15 protein-coding genes are annotated in these 15776 nt (G+C 71.1%); 8 read left to right on the forward strand and 7 right to left on the reverse strand.

Going from position 1 to position 15776, the window contains the following annotated elements:
• The first annotated feature begins 208 nt into the window (after nt 1-208).
• Together ACGFSA_RS27445 and ACGFSA_RS27450 are read left to right on the forward strand one after the other, a co-directional pair.
• Nucleotides 209-391 (forward strand): hypothetical protein, encoded by a 183-nt coding sequence (locus ACGFSA_RS27445; RefSeq protein WP_393308628.1) that lies wholly within the window; start codon nt 209-211, stop codon nt 389-391.
• Nucleotides 392-676: 285 nt separating this feature from the next.
• On the forward strand, nt 677-1486 hold the full coding sequence (locus ACGFSA_RS27450) for a hypothetical protein (protein WP_393308630.1): 810 nt from the start codon (nt 677-679) through the stop codon (nt 1484-1486).
• Here ACGFSA_RS27450 and ACGFSA_RS27455 read toward each other — a convergent pair.
• Nucleotides 1467-2834, reverse strand: coding sequence for a sensor histidine kinase (locus tag ACGFSA_RS27455; protein WP_393308632.1), 1368 nt, complete (start codon nt 2832-2834; stop codon nt 1467-1469). The two genes, ACGFSA_RS27450 and ACGFSA_RS27455, sit on opposite strands and share 20 nt — an antisense overlap.
• Entirely contained in the window at nt 2831-3493 is a 663-nt protein-coding gene (locus tag ACGFSA_RS27460) for a response regulator transcription factor (protein WP_393308708.1), read from the reverse strand. The genes ACGFSA_RS27455 and ACGFSA_RS27460 overlap by 4 nt, the downstream gene beginning before the upstream one ends.
• A gap of 144 nt (nt 3494-3637) precedes the next feature.
• Here ACGFSA_RS27460 and ACGFSA_RS27465 point away from each other — a divergent pair, with 144 nt between their 5' ends.
• Nucleotides 3638-4114, forward strand: a complete 477-nt coding sequence (locus ACGFSA_RS27465) for a sensor histidine kinase (protein WP_393308634.1) — start codon at nt 3638-3640, stop codon at nt 4112-4114.
• 77 nt (nt 4115-4191) lie between these two features.
• On the opposite strand, the gene ACGFSA_RS27470 is transcribed toward ACGFSA_RS27465, so the two are convergent.
• Nucleotides 4192-4821, reverse strand: a complete 630-nt coding sequence (locus tag ACGFSA_RS27470; RefSeq protein ID WP_393308636.1) for a helix-turn-helix domain-containing protein — start codon at nt 4819-4821, stop codon at nt 4192-4194.
• Nucleotides 4822-4966: 145 nt separating this feature from the next.
• On the opposite strand from ACGFSA_RS27470, the gene ACGFSA_RS27475 reads away from it, so the two are divergent.
• Nucleotides 4967-6301, forward strand: a complete 1335-nt coding sequence (locus ACGFSA_RS27475) for an MFS transporter (protein WP_393308710.1) — start codon at nt 4967-4969, stop codon at nt 6299-6301.
• Nucleotides 6302-6728: 427 nt separating this feature from the next.
• On the opposite strand, the gene ACGFSA_RS27480 is transcribed toward ACGFSA_RS27475, so the two are convergent.
• Both ACGFSA_RS27480 and ACGFSA_RS27485 read right to left on the reverse strand, forming a co-directional pair.
• Nucleotides 6729-7505, reverse strand: a complete 777-nt coding sequence (locus tag ACGFSA_RS27480; protein ID WP_393308637.1) for an SDR family oxidoreductase — start codon at nt 7503-7505, stop codon at nt 6729-6731.
• A gap of 206 nt (nt 7506-7711) precedes the next feature.
• Nucleotides 7712-8341 carry a TetR/AcrR family transcriptional regulator gene (locus ACGFSA_RS27485; RefSeq protein WP_393308639.1) on the reverse strand — a complete coding sequence of 210 codons (630 nt, stop codon included), beginning with the start codon at nt 8339-8341 and terminating at the stop codon, nt 7712-7714.
• A gap of 165 nt (nt 8342-8506) precedes the next feature.
• On the opposite strand from ACGFSA_RS27485, the gene ACGFSA_RS27490 reads away from it, so the two are divergent.
• Complete coding sequence (locus ACGFSA_RS27490) at nt 8507-9370, forward strand: phosphatase PAP2 family protein (protein ID WP_393308641.1); 864 nt, start codon at nt 8507-8509, stop codon at nt 9368-9370.
• The gene (locus ACGFSA_RS27495; RefSeq protein ID WP_393308643.1) at nt 9367-10332 is read left to right on the forward strand and encodes a hypothetical protein; all 966 of its coding nucleotides are present in this window, start codon (nt 9367-9369) and stop codon (nt 10330-10332) included. The genes ACGFSA_RS27490 and ACGFSA_RS27495 overlap by 4 nt, the downstream gene beginning before the upstream one ends.
• A gap of 77 nt (nt 10333-10409) precedes the next feature.
• On the opposite strand, the gene ACGFSA_RS27500 is transcribed toward ACGFSA_RS27495, so the two are convergent.
• Nucleotides 10410-10964, reverse strand: a complete 555-nt coding sequence (locus ACGFSA_RS27500) for a PadR family transcriptional regulator (protein ID WP_393308645.1) — start codon at nt 10962-10964, stop codon at nt 10410-10412.
• 28 nt (nt 10965-10992) lie between these two features.
• Complete coding sequence (locus tag ACGFSA_RS27505) at nt 10993-13008, reverse strand: FAD-dependent oxidoreductase (RefSeq protein ID WP_393308647.1); 2016 nt, start codon at nt 13006-13008, stop codon at nt 10993-10995.
• Nucleotides 13009-13216: 208 nt separating this feature from the next.
• Between ACGFSA_RS27505 and ACGFSA_RS27510 the strand changes: the two genes are divergently transcribed.
• Nucleotides 13217-13741 carry a DoxX family protein gene (locus ACGFSA_RS27510; protein ID WP_393308649.1) on the forward strand — a complete coding sequence of 175 codons (525 nt, stop codon included), beginning with the start codon at nt 13217-13219 and terminating at the stop codon, nt 13739-13741.
• 212 nt (nt 13742-13953) lie between these two features.
• A complete protein-coding gene (locus ACGFSA_RS27515; RefSeq protein ID WP_393308651.1) occupies nt 13954-15738 on the forward strand; it encodes an enoyl-CoA hydratase-related protein in 1785 nt (594 codons plus the stop codon).
• Nucleotides 15739-15776: the final 38 nt, after the last annotated feature.

Raw genomic sequence — 15776 nt, forward strand, 5'->3', positions numbered from 1 at the left:
GAGCATCCACTGGACCGCAGCCGCACCAGCAACCTCACCCGCCTCAGCTACCGACTCACAGCCTGACCACCCACCCGGAATTGCGCACCAGAGTCGAAGACCGCAGCAAAGTCGATGTCCAGCTCCGTGAAGCCGACGGACGGCTTCGAGACTTCCCCCGAGTGCAGCACCTGTTCGCCCTGCCGCCCGGCCACGAGGGCCCCCGGCAGTGCGGCTCGCCCCCGGCCAGTGGGCGCGCCGGCAGCTCAACTACCGATTCAGCAGCGCAGCCGGGAGGCAGGACTGGTCGTACTGGCTGGACACGTTCAACATCGCCTACGGCCCGGCGAACGCCGATGTGCTCCTGTCCACGCTCACCCTGTTCGTGGACGAGCAAGGGCCACTGCGATAACGCCGTCCCGGCTGTCACCGACGAAGCCGCCAGAAACACCCTGGAGAGCCCGTCTCACGCAACATAGTCCACGCAGGTCAGCGGGACCCAGCCGACTAACTTCGCTGCGACAGGTCACGGAGGCCGCGCCCGGACCTTACGGCCTCCCCCACGACAGGGAGTGGGGGAGGCCGTTACGCGAAGCCGTCCGCGCGACAGGCTCGACAGCGGGCATGGGCGCACCGGGGCCGGCCGTGGAGAAGCAGTCAGGATGTGTTCAGGTTCGCCGTGCCAGCCTCACCGTTCATGACGAACGAAACAGTTGCGTATCCGGCACGTGCCGGGGCTCGGCAGATGCTGAACAAGGTCCCCGAAGTCACGGTCTACTTCTGGGTGATCAAGGTGCTGTGCACGACGGTGGGCGAGACCGCCGCCGATCTCCTCAACGAGAACCTCGGTCTGGGGCTGACGAACACGTCGCTGGTCATGGCTGTGCTGCTGATCGGCACGCTCTGGTTCCAGTTCCGGGCCAAGAGGTACGTCCCCGGGCTCTACTGGCTCGCCGTGGTGCTGATCAGCGTGGTCGGCACGCTGGTGAGCGACAACCTCACGGACAATTTCGGGGTCGCGCTGGAGACGACGACAGCCGTCTTCGCCGTGGCGCTCGTCGCGGTGTTCGCCGCCTGGTACGCGAGCGAGCGGACGCTGTCCATCCACTCCATTCACACGGTCCGCCGTGAGGCGTTCTACTGGGCGGCGATCCTCTTCACGTTCGCTCTCGGCACCTCGGCGGGCGACCTCACGGCGGAGCGGATGGACCTCGGGTACTGGGTGTCCGCAGTGCTGTTCGCCGTGCTCATCGCCGCCGTGGCCGCCGCCCACTACGGGCTCGGCCTCGCCGCCGTCCCGGCATTCTGGATCGCGTACATCCTCACCCGCCCGCTGGGAGCCTCGTTCGGCGACTACCTCTCCCAGGCGCGCGCCGACGGCGGTCTTGGCCTCGGTACGGTCGGCACCAGCGCGATCTTCCTCGTCCTGATCCTGGCCCTCGTCAGCTATCTGACGGTGACCCGGCGGGACGCGACCCCCGCTCCCGTCAGCCCGTCGGAAGGCTGACCACGAACCGTGCTCCGGCGGCCGGGTCCCACTCGATGTCGCCGCCGGAGGCGCGGGCCAGCCGCCGGGCCAGGGCCAGCCCGAGACCGGCCCCGTCATGACCGTCGTCCGGGTCGGCGCGGCGGCCCGGCTCGAAGACGTCCGCCCCGGTCTCCGGGGGCACACCCGGGCCGTCGTCGGTCACGGCGAGCTCGACACCGGCCGGGGTCTGCGCGTACGTCAGGGTGACGGCCGTGGCGGCGTAGCGGCGGGCATTGTCGAGCAGCGGCATGAGCATGCGTTCCACGAGCGCGGGGGAGACCCCTGCGGTGACGTCGGCGCCGCCCCGTACGGACAGCGGCGGGGCGTCGGGGTGCTGCTGCGCGTACTGCTCGGCCACGTGATGGACCAATGCGGGCAGTCGGCAGCGGCCGGGCGGCTGCCCGGTGCGCGCGCGGGCTTCGGACAGCAGGGTGTCGCAGATGTGCCGCATGCTCGTGGCGGCGGCAGCGATCGCCTCGTGGGAGGCGTGCTGTCCGGCCGCGTCCCGTGGCCGGGCGGTGAGCCAGTCGGTCTCGGCCACGATCCGGGCCAGCGGGGTGCGCAGCTCGTGCGAGAGCTCGGCGGTCCGCAGCTGTTCGTGGCGCAGTACGGCGGCCAGCCGGTCCAGGAGTTCGTCAAGGTTGGTGGCGAGCGAGGCGAGCTCGTCCGGGCGGTGGCCGGCACCGAAGCGTTCCGCGGCGCCGAGCTCACTCCAGCGGGCCGCCTGGGTGCTCATCTCGGCGACCGGGCGCAGGGCCCGCTCGACGATGGTGCGGGTGAGCAGATACACCCCGGCCAGGAGCAGCAGCCCGAGAACCGCCGAACCGGCGAGGGCGGCGCGGGCGGTGCTGCGGTATGGGTCGAGGGAGACGGCGACGACGACGGTGCCGGTCTGCCGGTTGCCGGCGCGCACCGGCAGGGCATAAAGCCGGGAGGCATTCCTGCCGCCCGACTCCTGGTACCTGATGCCCTGGCCGGCGAGCCCGTCCGCCTGCCGCTGGAGCGCGGCGGGCGCGCTCGGCCGTTCGACGGCCGTGCTGCCGCGGTAGATCCACGTGCCGACATCCAGGGCACGGTCGTCGGCCGGTTCATGGACGACGATCCCGCCGTCCGGGCGCGCCTCGACGGTGGCGGCCACCGCCGCGGCACGGGTCTGCAGCAGGTCGGCAGCCTGGCTGTTCAGCCGTCCGGCGAGGACAATGTTGAACGCGACGGTGAGCGCGGCGACCCAGGCAGTGGCGGAGGCCAGGGCGAGCAGGGCGAGGCGGCCCCGCAGGGTGCGGGGCAGTGCGGCGCGGAGTCGTCCGATGACGCGGAACCGTCTCATATCAGTCGGTACCCGACGCCTCGTACGGTACTGATCTCCTGTGGGCTGTCCGCCTCGCGCAGCTTCCGGCGCAACCGGGTCAGGTACTGGTCGAGCGTGTTGTCGCTGACCTGAGCCCCGTCGGGCCAGGCCGCGCGCAGCAGTTCCCGTCTGCGTACGGTGGTTCCGGGCGCCGCCATCAGTGCGGCCAGCAGGCGGAACTCGGTGGGGGTGAGCGCCACCGGCTTGCCGCGCACCTCCAGGAGGTGGCGTACGGGATCGAGCCGCAGCTCCGCCAGCTCGACCACGGGGTCGGGTCCGGCGCGGCGCAGCGCCGCGCGGATCCGGGCGGCCAGCTCGGCCAGGTGGAAGGGTTTGGCGAGGTAGTCGTCGCCGCCCGCCGAGAAGCCCGAGAGCCGGTCGGTGAGCGTGTCGTGCGCGGTGAGGAAGACCACCGGGGCCTGCAGCCCCGCCGAACGCATGGCCTGGCACACGTCCCGGCCGTCCGAGTCGGGCAGCCCGATGTCGAGGACGACGGCATCCACTCGGTCGTCGAGGGTGCGCAGGGCGCCGGCTCCGCTGGCGGCGGTCACGACGGCGAAGTTCTCCTCGCGCAGTCCGCGGGCGAGCACGTCGCGCAGCCCGTGGTCGTCCTCGACGACCAGGACGCGGCGTTGCAGAAGTTCCGTCACGGCAGTCGAGTCCTTCGTCGGGGGCCCGCAGCCCGGTCGCAGCACTTTCGTCTACAGGACTGTAGACGAAAGTGGCGGCTCATGCTCCGCCGTGATCGTGACCGGCACCGTCGGCCTCCAGACGGTAGCCGTGTGCTCCAGCTCGCCCGCACACAGCAGCCCGCACCCGTTCCGGCAGCCCCTGAGCCGCTCGGGCGGTTGCTCGACGATCTGGAGAACCGGCGGCACGGACTCTTCGCCCGCGACGGCCGGCGCCTCGACTTCCCCGTCGCCCCTGAGCTCCGCAGCGTTCCGGTACCGGGACGGCCCCTCGCTCAGATCCTGGACATTCTGCTCGACAACGCGCGCGGCCACGGCAACGGCCACGGCTCGGTCGAGGTGAGCGCGCGGGACCTCGCGGACGCGGTCGCCCTCGACGTCCGCGACGAGGGGGCGATCCGTACCGACCCGACGGCGCTGTTCGCCCGCGGGCACACGACCGGCACCGGAGCGGGTATCGGCCTCGCACCGGCCAGGGAAATCGCCGAAGCGGCGGGCGGCCGGCTTGTCCTGGCGAACCACGAACCCACGACGTTCACCCTGTTGATCCCGCTGTGCGGATCCGAGTGACCGGGGTCGGACGAAGAGCGACAGCGAGTGAGGTATCCGTGGTAGCGCTGATCACCGGGTTCGCTGACTGTTGTGGGTCATGAGGCTGTTGACGGTGGGGTTGTGCCGGCCACCGGGGCGGGATCGGCCGTAGACGGTCTCGCGCGGACGACTGCTCGGTCGCCTCGTGGCCCGAACAGGTGCAGGATTTCCACGGCGCTCGTGCTCGCCGGACCGAACCAGTGGGGTTCTCCGGTGTCGAACTCGGCCACTTCGCCGGGGCCGAGGGTGAATTCGTGTTCTCCGAGAATGAGGCGCAGCTCGCCTGCGAGGACGTAGAGCCACTCGTAGCCGTCATGAGTGACCGGCTTCGGTTCGCGGGGAGCCAGTACCTGCTTGAACACCTGCACCCGGCCTGGGTACTGCGTCAGGGGCACGAGGGTGCTGCCGTGCCCCTTGCGCAAGGGGGTGAGATGCACCCGTGGGTCACCGCTGGCCGGTGCGGCCACCAGTTGGTCGAGTGCGATGCGGTGCGCACGCGCGAGCGGGATGAGCAGTTCCAGGGTCGGGCGCCGTTTGCCTGACTCAAGACGGGACAGCGTGCTCACCGAGAACCCGGTCGTAGCGGCAAGCGCCTCCAGCGTGAGTCGACGGTCCCGGCGCAGCGCGCGCAGGCGGGGCCCGATGCCGTCGAGTATCTGCTCCAGTTCCTCGTCCATGGAGACCATTTTGCAGTCTTCGCAAATCTGCTGGGCAGTGGTCGTCCTCCGGCCCGAGCATGGCCGGACAGATGCTTCCGGACTTGAGAGGTAGGCCGTGACCGCGACGATTCACGCTGTTCAGCCCGTTCTGAGCGCACGTAGACGCTGGACGGTGCTGGCCGTCTGCTGCTTGAGCATGTTCCTGGTGGGTCTGGACACCACCATCATCAACGTGGGCCTGCCGGCCATCGGGCGCGGCCTGGATGCCGGGACTCGCCGGCTCGAGTGGACCGTGGACGCCTACACCCTGGTCCTGGCCAGTCTCCTGATCTCCTCCGGTGCGCTGGCGGACCGCTTCGGACGCCGACGGGTGTTCCAGTTCGGGTTGGTCGTGTTCGGGGTGGCCTCGCTGGTCTGCGCGATCGCCCCTTCGGTGGGCGTGCTCATCGCGGCCCGTGCTCTCCAGGGAATCGGCGCCTCGATGCTCAGTCCCGTGGCTCTCGCGATCGTGGTGAACGCGATGCCCGACCCTAGGGAGCGAGCGCAGGCGATCGGCGTCTGGGCGTCGGTCTTCGGGCTCAGCATGGCCGCTGGTCCTGTTGCGGGCGGCGCTCTCATCGCGGGTATCGGCTGGCGCTCGGTGTTCTGGGTCAACGCGCCGGTCATCGTAGTCGCCCTGGCGCTGAGCGCGGTGTTCGTGCCGGAGTCCCGGGCGAAGCGGGCGCAGCGGCTCGACATGCCAGGTCAGGTCCTGCTGACAGCGGTCATTGGGGTCTCGGTCGGTGTCCTCATCGAGGGGCCGCACATCGGTTGGACGTCGCTCGCGGCGCTTTCCGCGTACGCGTTCGCCGCCGTGGCGGCGGTCGGATTCGTGTGGGTCGAGTCCCGCCGACGCGAGCCGCTGATGGATCCGGGGCTCTTCCGGAGCCCGGTCTTCAGCGGTGCGGTCCTGGGCGCCGTGGCGGTCTTCGTCGCCTTGAACGTGACGCTGCTGCTCAACACCCTCTACCTGCAGCACACCCGGGGATGGACGCCACTCGCCGCCGGGGTGGCGACCTTGCCCATGGCTGCCGGAGCGACCGTCTGCGCACCCCTGTCCGGTCGGCTGGTCGGTCGTCTTGGAGCGCGGCCGCCGCTTGTCCTGGCCGGCGGCTTCATCACGGCAGGCGGACTCTGCCTGGTCAGGCTCGACGTGCACACGAGCGTGCCACTGCTCCTGCTTGCCTACTTGCTCATCGGCATCGGGTTCGGGTTCGCCAACGCTCCGATCACCAACACCGCAGTGAGCGGACTGCCTGCGACCCGTGCCGGCGTGGCCGGAGCGATCACGTCCACCGCACGGCAGTTCGGCTCTGCGGTCGGCATCGCCATCGCCGGCGGACTGGTCGCCGGTACAGGCCCGGCAGGGCTGGCACACGCATCCCGTCCGGGCTGGATCCTGGTCGCCACCTGCGGACTGTTCCTGTTCCTCGTGGCCCATGCATCGCGGCTGCCATCACGCTCGTGACCCTGCGCCTCACCCGGCGAACCACCCACCTGCCAGCAGTGGTTCTCTGGCCGACCGCCGACCGCCGACCGCCGACCGCCGACCGCCGACCGCCGACCGCCGACCGCCGACCGCCGACCGCCGACCGCCGACCGTGGAACACCGGGAGGAGTCCGAAGGCGCCTCAGCGGGGGCCGCTACTGAACGTGGTCGGAACGCTTGCCAGCCGGTCGTCGGTGCCGCGCCGCAGTCGTATCGATCTCCTGACGTTCCGTCATCAGTGTTGCGTCCGTGTCGTATGCACCGTCCGCCTCTGGGGGCTCAGTCACGGCGGTCGCCCGGCGGCTGTCGACGAGCCCCTCTTGAAAGCAGGTGGGATGCAGATCCGGCAACGCGCAGGACGGAGGAGGGGGTGGCCCGGTCGGGGCCGTCCCCTGAGCCCCTCCCGCTATCGGCCCTTCGCGGCGAGGAACCGGGCCGGCACCTCGCCGCCGCCGTGCACCGCCAGATCGGCGCCGTTGACATACGCCGCGAGATCGCCGGCCAGGTACAGGCAGGCGCGCGCGACATCGTCCGGCACCGCCATCCGCCGCATCGCAATGACATCCGCCACCACCGCAGCGCCGTCCTCGCCGTACACCGACGCCGCGCTCTCGGTGCGGATCAGTCCGGTCGTGATGTGGTTGACGCGCACCTTCGGCGCCCATTCCAGGGCCAGCGCCCGGGTCAGTGCCAGTAGCCCCGCCTTCGCCGCCGAGTAGGCGGCGGTGCCCGGCTGCGGGGTGTGTGCGGAGACATTGCCGATGTTGATCACCGAGCCGCCGCCGTCCTGTCGCTGCATGACCCGGTTCGCCGCCTGCGCCACATAGAACGGCGCCAGCAGATTCAGCGCGACGACCTTTTCGACGAACCGCGGCGACACGGTCGCCGCGTCGGCGTCGGGGGAGCCGCCTGCATTGTTGACGAGCACATCCAGCCGTCCGTACCGCTCCACCGCGGCGTCGACGAGTGCGGCGGACGCCCCCGGGTCGCGGACGTCGACCGACCGGAAGCGAGCGGTCCGCCCACCGGCCGCCGGCAGCTCCGACGGTTCATTGCGTCCGCAGACCAGCACTTCCGCGCCCGCGGCGAGGAACGCCTCGGCGATCGCGGCGCCGATGCCCTTCGTGCCGCCGGTGACGATCGCCGTTCGCCCGGTGAAGTCGATGGGGCTGCCGATGCCCATGGTCCTCCTCTGCTGGTGCCGAACTCGTCGCCGAAATGAATCTACCAATCGTTTGTTTGATGGACTAGCCGGTGAGCGCCCCCGGAGCACGGGCGGCCGGTGACTCCCGAAGAAGTCACCGGCCGGCCGGAGGGTGCGCCGCCCCCGTCCCCACGGTGCGGCGCAGGCGGGCCCTCGCCATCCGCTTGGACGACGGCCCACGTTCATCAGGACCCGGTATCGGCCGGGCCCAGTCCCAGTGCGGGCAAGATGGCGCTCTCCACGAAGCGGGTGAGATATGCCTCATCCGCGATCTTCGCCTCCAGTAGCGGCCTGGCCCGCATCACGCCCAGCAGCTGTGCGGAGACGAACTCCGCCGCGGGGTTGTCCATGGGGATCTCGCCACGCTCCATGGCCTGTCGGACCATGGCGTCGATCGCTGCGATCTCCGGCAGGATCAGCGCCTCGCGCAGCGCGCAGAGCAGCTCCGGGCTCTGCAGCGCGGCATGGCTGAGTGCGTGCATCAGCCGGGTGTCCCGTCCGGAACCCGCGCCGATGGCCCGGGCCGCCTCGCGCAGGTCACCGGCGAGCGAGCCCGTGTCGATGTGCGAGAGCGGCATTCGCCGGGTGCTGTGCAGCGCCGCGACGACCAGCTCCGTCTTGGAGCCCCACTGCCGGTAGAGCGTGGACTTCCCGCACCGGGTGCGGGAGGCGACCCCCTCCATGGTGAGCGATTCGTATCCGCTCTCCCTGAGTATGTCGAGCACAGCCGTGTAGAACTCTTGCGCCCGCTCTGGCGTGATCTTCGAGCGACGCGAGGTGTGGGTCTGTTCCTGCACGGAATTGTGCGACGACATGTGCTTTCCCTCTCTGCGACTGTGCGACGAGGTCTTCCGATACGCCAGTGTACCGAAACGCGCGTGTACCGATACGTGAACGTATCGGTACACTGGCGTATCGATATGGCACGGACTGGACCATGCCGCCGTAACACCGCTTCGTCAGCAAAGGGGCACCGGGTGATGTACGCCCGTAGCGAGCCCGCAGATCGGGAGCCGGACACTTCTGCCCGACCGCCCCTCGTCCGCGAGCTCCTTCTCGTCGTAGGGCTCTTCGTGGTCTACAAGTTCGGCCGGCAGGCCGCGAACGGTCACGTCGAGGAGGCGTACCGCAACGCCGGACACGTCTGGGACTTCGAACGCGCGGTGCATCTGCCGAACGAGGGCGCCGTGCAGGGCGCGCTGCTGCACAGCGAGACGCTGATCCGCCTCGCGAACACCTACTACGCGACCGTGCACTTCCCGGCCACGCTGCTCTTCCTGGCCTGGCTGTACTGGCGCCGCCCGCGCCACTACGTCTGGTCGCGCCGGATCCTCGCCGCGCTCACCGGTGCCGCTCTCGCACTCCACCTGCTGTTCCCGCTTGCCCCGCCGCGGATGCTGGACGCCGCCGGACTCGTCGACACCGGCCAGGTGTACGGGCCGACGGTGTACGGAGACACTCCGGCGACCGACTCGATGGCGAACCAGTTCGCCGCGATGCCCTCGCTGCACTTCGGCTGGGCGCTGATGGTCGCCGTCGGACTGATCGTCGCGACGCGTTCGCGGTGGCGCTGGCTGTGGCTGCTGCACCCGCTCGTCACCCTGCTGGTGATAGTCGGAACCGCCAACCACTACTGGCTCGACTCGATCGTCGTCAGCGCGCTGCTCGCCGTGGCGCTCGCGACGCTGCGGCTCCAGCGGACGGAGCCGGTCCGAGGGCATCTGCCGTGGCCTTCCGGTGCAGGGAGCGAGCCCGCGCCCGCCCGTACCGCGCTGCCGGAGTCCCGTGTTCCCGACCCGGCCGCCTCCCAGGCGTACGCCTCGTCGTCCGGGGGCCGGCCATGAACGCCACGCTGATCGCTGTCGCCCTCTCCCTGGTCTCCGCCGTCGCGTACGCCTCGGCTGCGGTGGCTCAGTCCCGGCTCGCCGGACGCACCGATCCGGGCACCGGAGTGCTCCGGATGCTCGGGCGCGGGGCGTGGTGGTCGGCGGTCGGACTCAACGCCGGTGGCGCGCTGCTGCATGTCGCGGCGCTGAAATACGGGCCCCTCACCCTCGTCCAGCCGCTCGGCGCGCTGACGCTGGTCGCCGCCGTACCGCTGGGTGCGCGCGCCGCCGGGCGCCGGGTGACCGGGACCGAGTGGCGCGGCACGATCCTCACCCTGCTCGGCCTGGGTGCCCTGCTGCTGACGGCGGGCGGCTCCGCACCGCACGAGACGCTGAGCCTGGTCGAGGCGCTCGCGGTCGGTGCGGCGACCATGGCGGTCGTCGCCGGACTCAGCCGGCCGGGGGCCCGCCCCGGACTGAGGCACGCTGCGGCATCCGGTATCACGTCGGGCGTCGCCTCGGCACTCACCCAGACACTGACGGTGGCGGTCACAGACCACACGGGCCCGCTGTTCAGCTGGCGCCTGGTGACAGTGGCGCTGCTCGTCTCGGCCTTCGCGATGGGAGGCCTGCTGCTCTCGCAGACCGCCTACCAGGGGGGGCTCGGCGCGCCGCTCGCGGTCGTGACCCTCGCCAATCCCGTTGCCGCCGCGGTGATAGGCCTGTCGCTGCTCGGCGAACGCCCCCAGGGTGGGACGATCGCGCTGGTCCCGGCGCTGCTGGGGTCGGCGGCGGCGGTGCGGGGAGTCATTCTGCTCAGCCGGGCGCAGGACAGTACGACGCCGTCGGCGTACCGGGCCAGGGTCGAGGCGGGGCCGGCGCCGAGTGTGCCGTCCCGGGTTGTGACCGGCAGCCCCCGGGCGACGGATCAGCTGACGCTGCGACCGGAACTCGGCAGGACGCCGGTCGGCGGGCCATAAGGGGACCGGCGCCGGGGCATCCGGTGGCTGTTTCCTCCTTGATCTCCCCAACACCCCAAGGACATGGGGGAGATCCCCTACCCCGCCGACAAGCCCGACCCGGTGGCCGGGGTCCCGTCCAGAGCGCGTGTCAGCCAGCCGATCCAGAAGTTCTCCAGATCGATGCCGCCGCGGAGTACGAGATGCCGCAGCCGGTCCTCCTTCGAGTTCCGCTCCGGCGGGAAGTCCCGCTCCTCGATGGCCAGATACTCGGCCAGCTGCTTCCGGTGCAGCTCCAGGTGGCGGCGTAGTTCCGCGTCCAGGCCCGGTGCGCCGACCACCGCCGCCGCGCGCATCCGCAGCAGCAGCGGATCACGGATCTGCTTCGGGTCCTCCCGGAGCGCCACCCATGCGGACAGTGCCGCGCGGCCGGCGGGCAGGACCTCGTACTCCTTCTTCTGCCCACGGGCCGGCTGTGCCGACGGCAGGGCCCGGATCTGCCCGGCCTGCTCCAGCTTTCCCAGCTCGCGATAGATCTGCTGGTGCGTGGACGACCAGAAGTAGCCGATCGACCGGTCGAACCTGCGGGTCAGCTCCAGCCCCGACGACGGCTTTTCGAGCAGGGCGGTGAGGATCGCGTGCGGGAGTGACATGGAGAGCATCCTAGGGACGGCCCGGGCGTCACAGGGCTGCCGCGAGCTCCGTTCCCTGGCGGATGGCCCGCTTGGCATCCAGTTCGGCGGCCACGTCGGCGCCGCCGATCAGGTGCGGCGTACGGCCCGCGGCGATCAGCTCCTCGTGCAGTTCGCGCCGTGGCTCCTGACCGGCGCAGAGCACCACCGTGTCCACCGGCAGGAGGTGCTGCTCGCCGTCGACCGTCAGGTGCAGACCGTCGTCGTCGATGCGGTCGTACGTGGCGCCCGCGATCATCGTGACGCCTCGGTGCCGTAGTTCCGTGCGGTGGATCCAGCCGGTCGTCCTGCCCAGCCCCGCGCCCACCTTGCTCGTCCTGCGCTGCAGGAGATGTACGGTGCGCGGCGGCTTCGGGCGCTCGGGGAGGCGCAGGCCGCCACGCTCCTGGTACGCGGTGTCGACCCCCCAGTGCCGGAAGAACACCTCCGGGTCGAGGCTCGCCGCATCGCCGCCGTCCGTCAGGAATTCGGCGACGTCGAAGCCGATCCCGCCCGCACCGATGATCGCGACCCGCTGTCCGACGGGCGCGCCGTCGCGCAGGACGTCGAGGTATCCGACCACGCTGGGGTGGTCCAGGCCCGGGATCGCGGGGGAGCGGGGTGTGACGCCGGTGGCGAGGACGATCTCGTCGAAGCCGTCGAGCGTGTCCGGCGTCGCCTTCGTACCGAGCCGGAGCTCGACCTGCTGCTCCGTGAGCCGGGTGCGGAAGTAGCGCAGCGTCTCGTCGAACTCCTCCTTGCCGGGGATCCGGCGCGCCATATTCAGCTGGCCGCCGATCTCGTCGGCCGCGTCGAACAGCGTCACCTCGTGCCCGCGCTCGGAAGCCGATACGGCGCACGCGAGTCCGGCGGGACCCGCGCCGACGACCGCGACGCGCTTACGGGTCCGGGTCGGCGACAACGTGAGTTCGGTCTCGTGGCAGGCGCGCGGATTGACCAGGCAGGAGGTGATCTTTCCGCTGAACGTGTGGTCGAGGCACGCCTGGTTGCAGCCGATGCAGGTGTTGATCGCGTCGGCACGCCCCGCGCTCGCCTTGGCGACGAAGTCCGGGTCGGCGAGGAACGGCCGGGCCATGGACACCATGTCCGCCCGCCCCGAAGCGAGGATCTCCTCGGCGACCTCGGGGGTGTTGATCCGGTTGCTGGTCACCAGCGGTACGGAGACGGCTCCGCGCACCTTCTCGGTGACCCAGGTGTACGCACCGCGCGGCACGGACGTCGCGATGGTGGGGATGCGGGCCTCGTGCCAGCCGATTCCGGTGTTGATGATCGTGGCCCCGGCCTCCTCGATCTCCCGGGCGAGCTGCACGACCTCCTCCAGCGAGGAGCCGCCGGGCACCAGGTCCAGCATCGAGAGCCGGTAGATCAGGATGAAGTCGCTGCCGACCCGCTCGCGGACCCGGCGCACGATCTCCACGGGGAACCGGATGCGGTTCTCGTACGAGCCGCCCCAGCGGTCGGTGCGGTGGTTGGTCCCGGCTGCGATGAACTCATTGATCAGATACCCCTCGGAGCCCATGATCTCGACACCGTCGTAGCCTGCCTGCCGTGCCAGCTCGGCGGTCCGCACGAAGTCCTCGATGGTCTCCTCGACCTCGTCGTCCGTCAGGGCGTGCGGGGTGAAGGGGCTGATCGGGGCCTGGATCGCGCTCGGCGCCACCAGATCCGGATGGTGCGCGTACCGGCCGAAGTGGAGGATCTGCATCGCGATCCGGCCGCCCGCCGCATGCACGGCGGCGGTGACCCGGGCGTGCTGCTCGGCCTCCGCCTCGGTGGTCAGCTTGGCACCGCCGGGATAGGGACGGGCTCGGTCGTTCGGCGCGATGCCCCCGGTGACCATGAGCCCGACTCCGCCGCGGGCGCGGGCGGCGTAGAACGCCGCCATCCGCTCGAAGCCGCGCTGGGCCTCTTCCAGGCCGACATGCATCGACCCCATCAGCACCCGGTTGGGAAGGGTGGTGAACCCGAGGTCGAGCGGGCTCAGCAGATTCGGGTACGGGGTCATCCGGCGGCTCCTCACGCAGTGTCGTTGCGCCAGTTGTAGACCACCGGAACCCCATTATGCAACAAGTTGCATAAAGGCGTTCGCCGCACCGGGCCGACCACCCGGCACCATCCCCCGGACGGAGTAGTACCGGGGTACGTCCACCCGTCGAGGCGCGGAGAGTGGATCCGTAACCCGGATCACCCCCACTACCCCGCGGAGACCCCCCATGACCTGCGTCAACCGGCGTGACCTCGGCCTTCTTGTCCTGCGCGTCGGCACCGGCGCGGTCCTGGCCGCGCACGGCACCCAGAAGCTGTTCGGCTGGTTCGGCGGCCAGGGCATCGAAGGAACCACCGCCAGCATGGAGGCCATGGGCTTCCACCCGCCCAAGCACAGCGCCGTGGCCGCAGGACTCGGCGAGGCGGGCAGCGGTGCCCTGCTGGCCCTCGGCCTCGCCACCCCCGCCGCCGGTGCGGCGGCGGCGGGCGCCATGGCGGGCGCCGTCGCCGTGCACGCGCCCGCGGGCTTCTTCGCGCATCGCGGCGGGTACGAGTACCCGGCGTTCCTCGGTTTCACCGCCGCAGCGATCGGACTGGCCGGCCCCGGCCGTTACTCCCTCGACCATGCCACCTGGTATGTGTTCAACCAGCCGTGGATGGTCGCGCTCGCCTTCGCGGGCAGCGCCGCCGCGGCCGCCGCGGTGGTCGGGAAGCGGGTCAGGAGGCAGAGAAAGGGCGCCGACGAGACCTGAGCCGACAGGCCGGGCGGGCGGGCCCCGATGCACTGCCCCCCGATGCACTGCCGCTCCCACGGCCCGTGTTGCGGCCGTCGAGTGGCCGCAGGACGTTCCCTTTCGAGTGACTCCGCCGCCCCGGCGCCCACGGAGCCCGTTCCGCGTGTCCGAGGCTTGCAGCCGGCCGGACCTGCTCCGGCCGGGAGCCGCAGAACCGCTGGGAGTCCGCCGTGCACATCCTGCTCGTCGCGAGTGCGTTCAACAGCCTCACTCAGCGCGTCCACGCCGAACTGCGGGACCGCGGCCACAGCGTGGCGGTCGAACTCGCGCTCTCCGACGGCCATCTGCGGGACGCGGTCCGACGGTTCGCACCCGAACTGATGGTGGCTCCGATGCTCAGGACGGCCATCCCGCGGGACGTGTGGTCGGCGCACACGTGCCTCATCGTCCATCCGGGACCTGTCGGCGACCGTGGTCCGTCCTCGCTCGACTGGGCGATCCATGAGGGCGTCACCCGTTGGGGTGTGACGGTTCTGCAGGCCGATGAGGAGATGGACGCCGGAGACGTCTGGGCGTCGGTCGGGTTCTCCGTACCACGGGTCGGCAAGAGCGACCTGTACCGCAACGAGGTCTCCGACGCGGCGCTCACGGCCGTGCTGCTCGCCGTCGACCGGTTCGCCTCGGGGACGTACAGACCCCGGCCCCAGGACGGCACACGGGCCGCGGGCGGCACCCGGCCGTACTTCCGCCAGGACCTCCGGCGGATCGACTGGCGGTCCGACTCCACGGAGACCGTGCTGCGCAAGCTGCGGGCAGCCGACTCGCACCCCGGTGTCCTGGACGAACTGCTCGGCGGTGAATGGTTCCTGCACGGGGGACACCCCGAGGACCGGCTGCGCGGCCGCCCCGGAGAGCTGCTCGCCACGCGGGCCGGCGCGGTCTGCCGGGCGACCCCCGACGGCGCCGTATGGATCCCGGAGCTGCGGGCCAGGCGGCGGCCGGGAGAGCCCGCCCCGCTCAAACTCCCCGCCGTCCTGGCACTCGGCGACCGATTGCCTCCGCTGCCCGAGGACCCGGTCCCGCCGGACGCACCCGGGCGCCGCGGAACCTGGACCGACATCCGCTACGACGAGACAGGCGCCGTCGGACATCTCACCCTCTCGTTCCCCGGCGGGGCGATGAGCACCACGCACTGCGCGCGCCTCCTCGACGCCTACCGGACCGCCTGCTCCCGGCCCACCTCGGTTCTGGTGCTGGGCGGCGGCCGGGACTTCTTCTCCAACGGCATCCACCTGGGCGTCATCGAGGCGGCGGCCGACCCCGCCGAGGAGTCCTGGGCCAACATCAACGCCATGAACGACCTGGTGCAGGCCGTGCTGACCACCACCGACCGGCTGGTGATCGCCGCCGTGGGCGGCAACGCCGCCGCCGGAGGAGCAATGCTCGCCCTGGCCGCCGACGAGGTCTGGTGCCGCAAGGGATCGGTCCTGAACCCGCACTACCGGCTGATGGGCCTGTCCGGCTCGGAGTACTGGACCCGCACTCTGCCGCACCGAGTGGGCCCCGAGCTCGCCGAACGGCTCGTCCACGAAGCGCTGCCGCTCGGCGCCGAAGCCGCCGAACGGCTCGGCCTGGTGGACCGGACGGTCGCCTGCCCGCCCCAGGACTTCCCGGGCGAGGCCCTCCGACTGGCCGTCCGGCTGGCCTCGTCGACCGACGTACAGGCCCGGATCGCCCGGAAGAAGCCGACGCTGGAGCGTCAGGAGGCGGTCAAGCCGCTGGCCGTCCACCGGCAGGAGGAACTGGCCGCGATGCGGTCCATCTTCTTCGACCCGGACGCGCCCTACCACTCGCTGCGCCGCGCCTTCGTGCGCAAGGAACCCCCGGCGCGGACTCCGCACCACCTCGTCACCGGCGTTCCCGGCACGCGCACGGCGGATCCTTCCGCCGGCCGGGACCGCAATGTCACCGCAACGGCCGCGCTCGCCGTCGCACCCGGACCGGCGGACTGTTAGCTGGACATGAACGCCGAAATGCGGGCATTCATCGCAGA

It is taken from the genome of Streptomyces sp. NPDC048496 (assembly GCF_043200055.1).
In the GTDB taxonomy this organism is placed as follows: Bacteria; Actinomycetota; Actinomycetes; order Streptomycetales; family Streptomycetaceae; genus Streptomyces.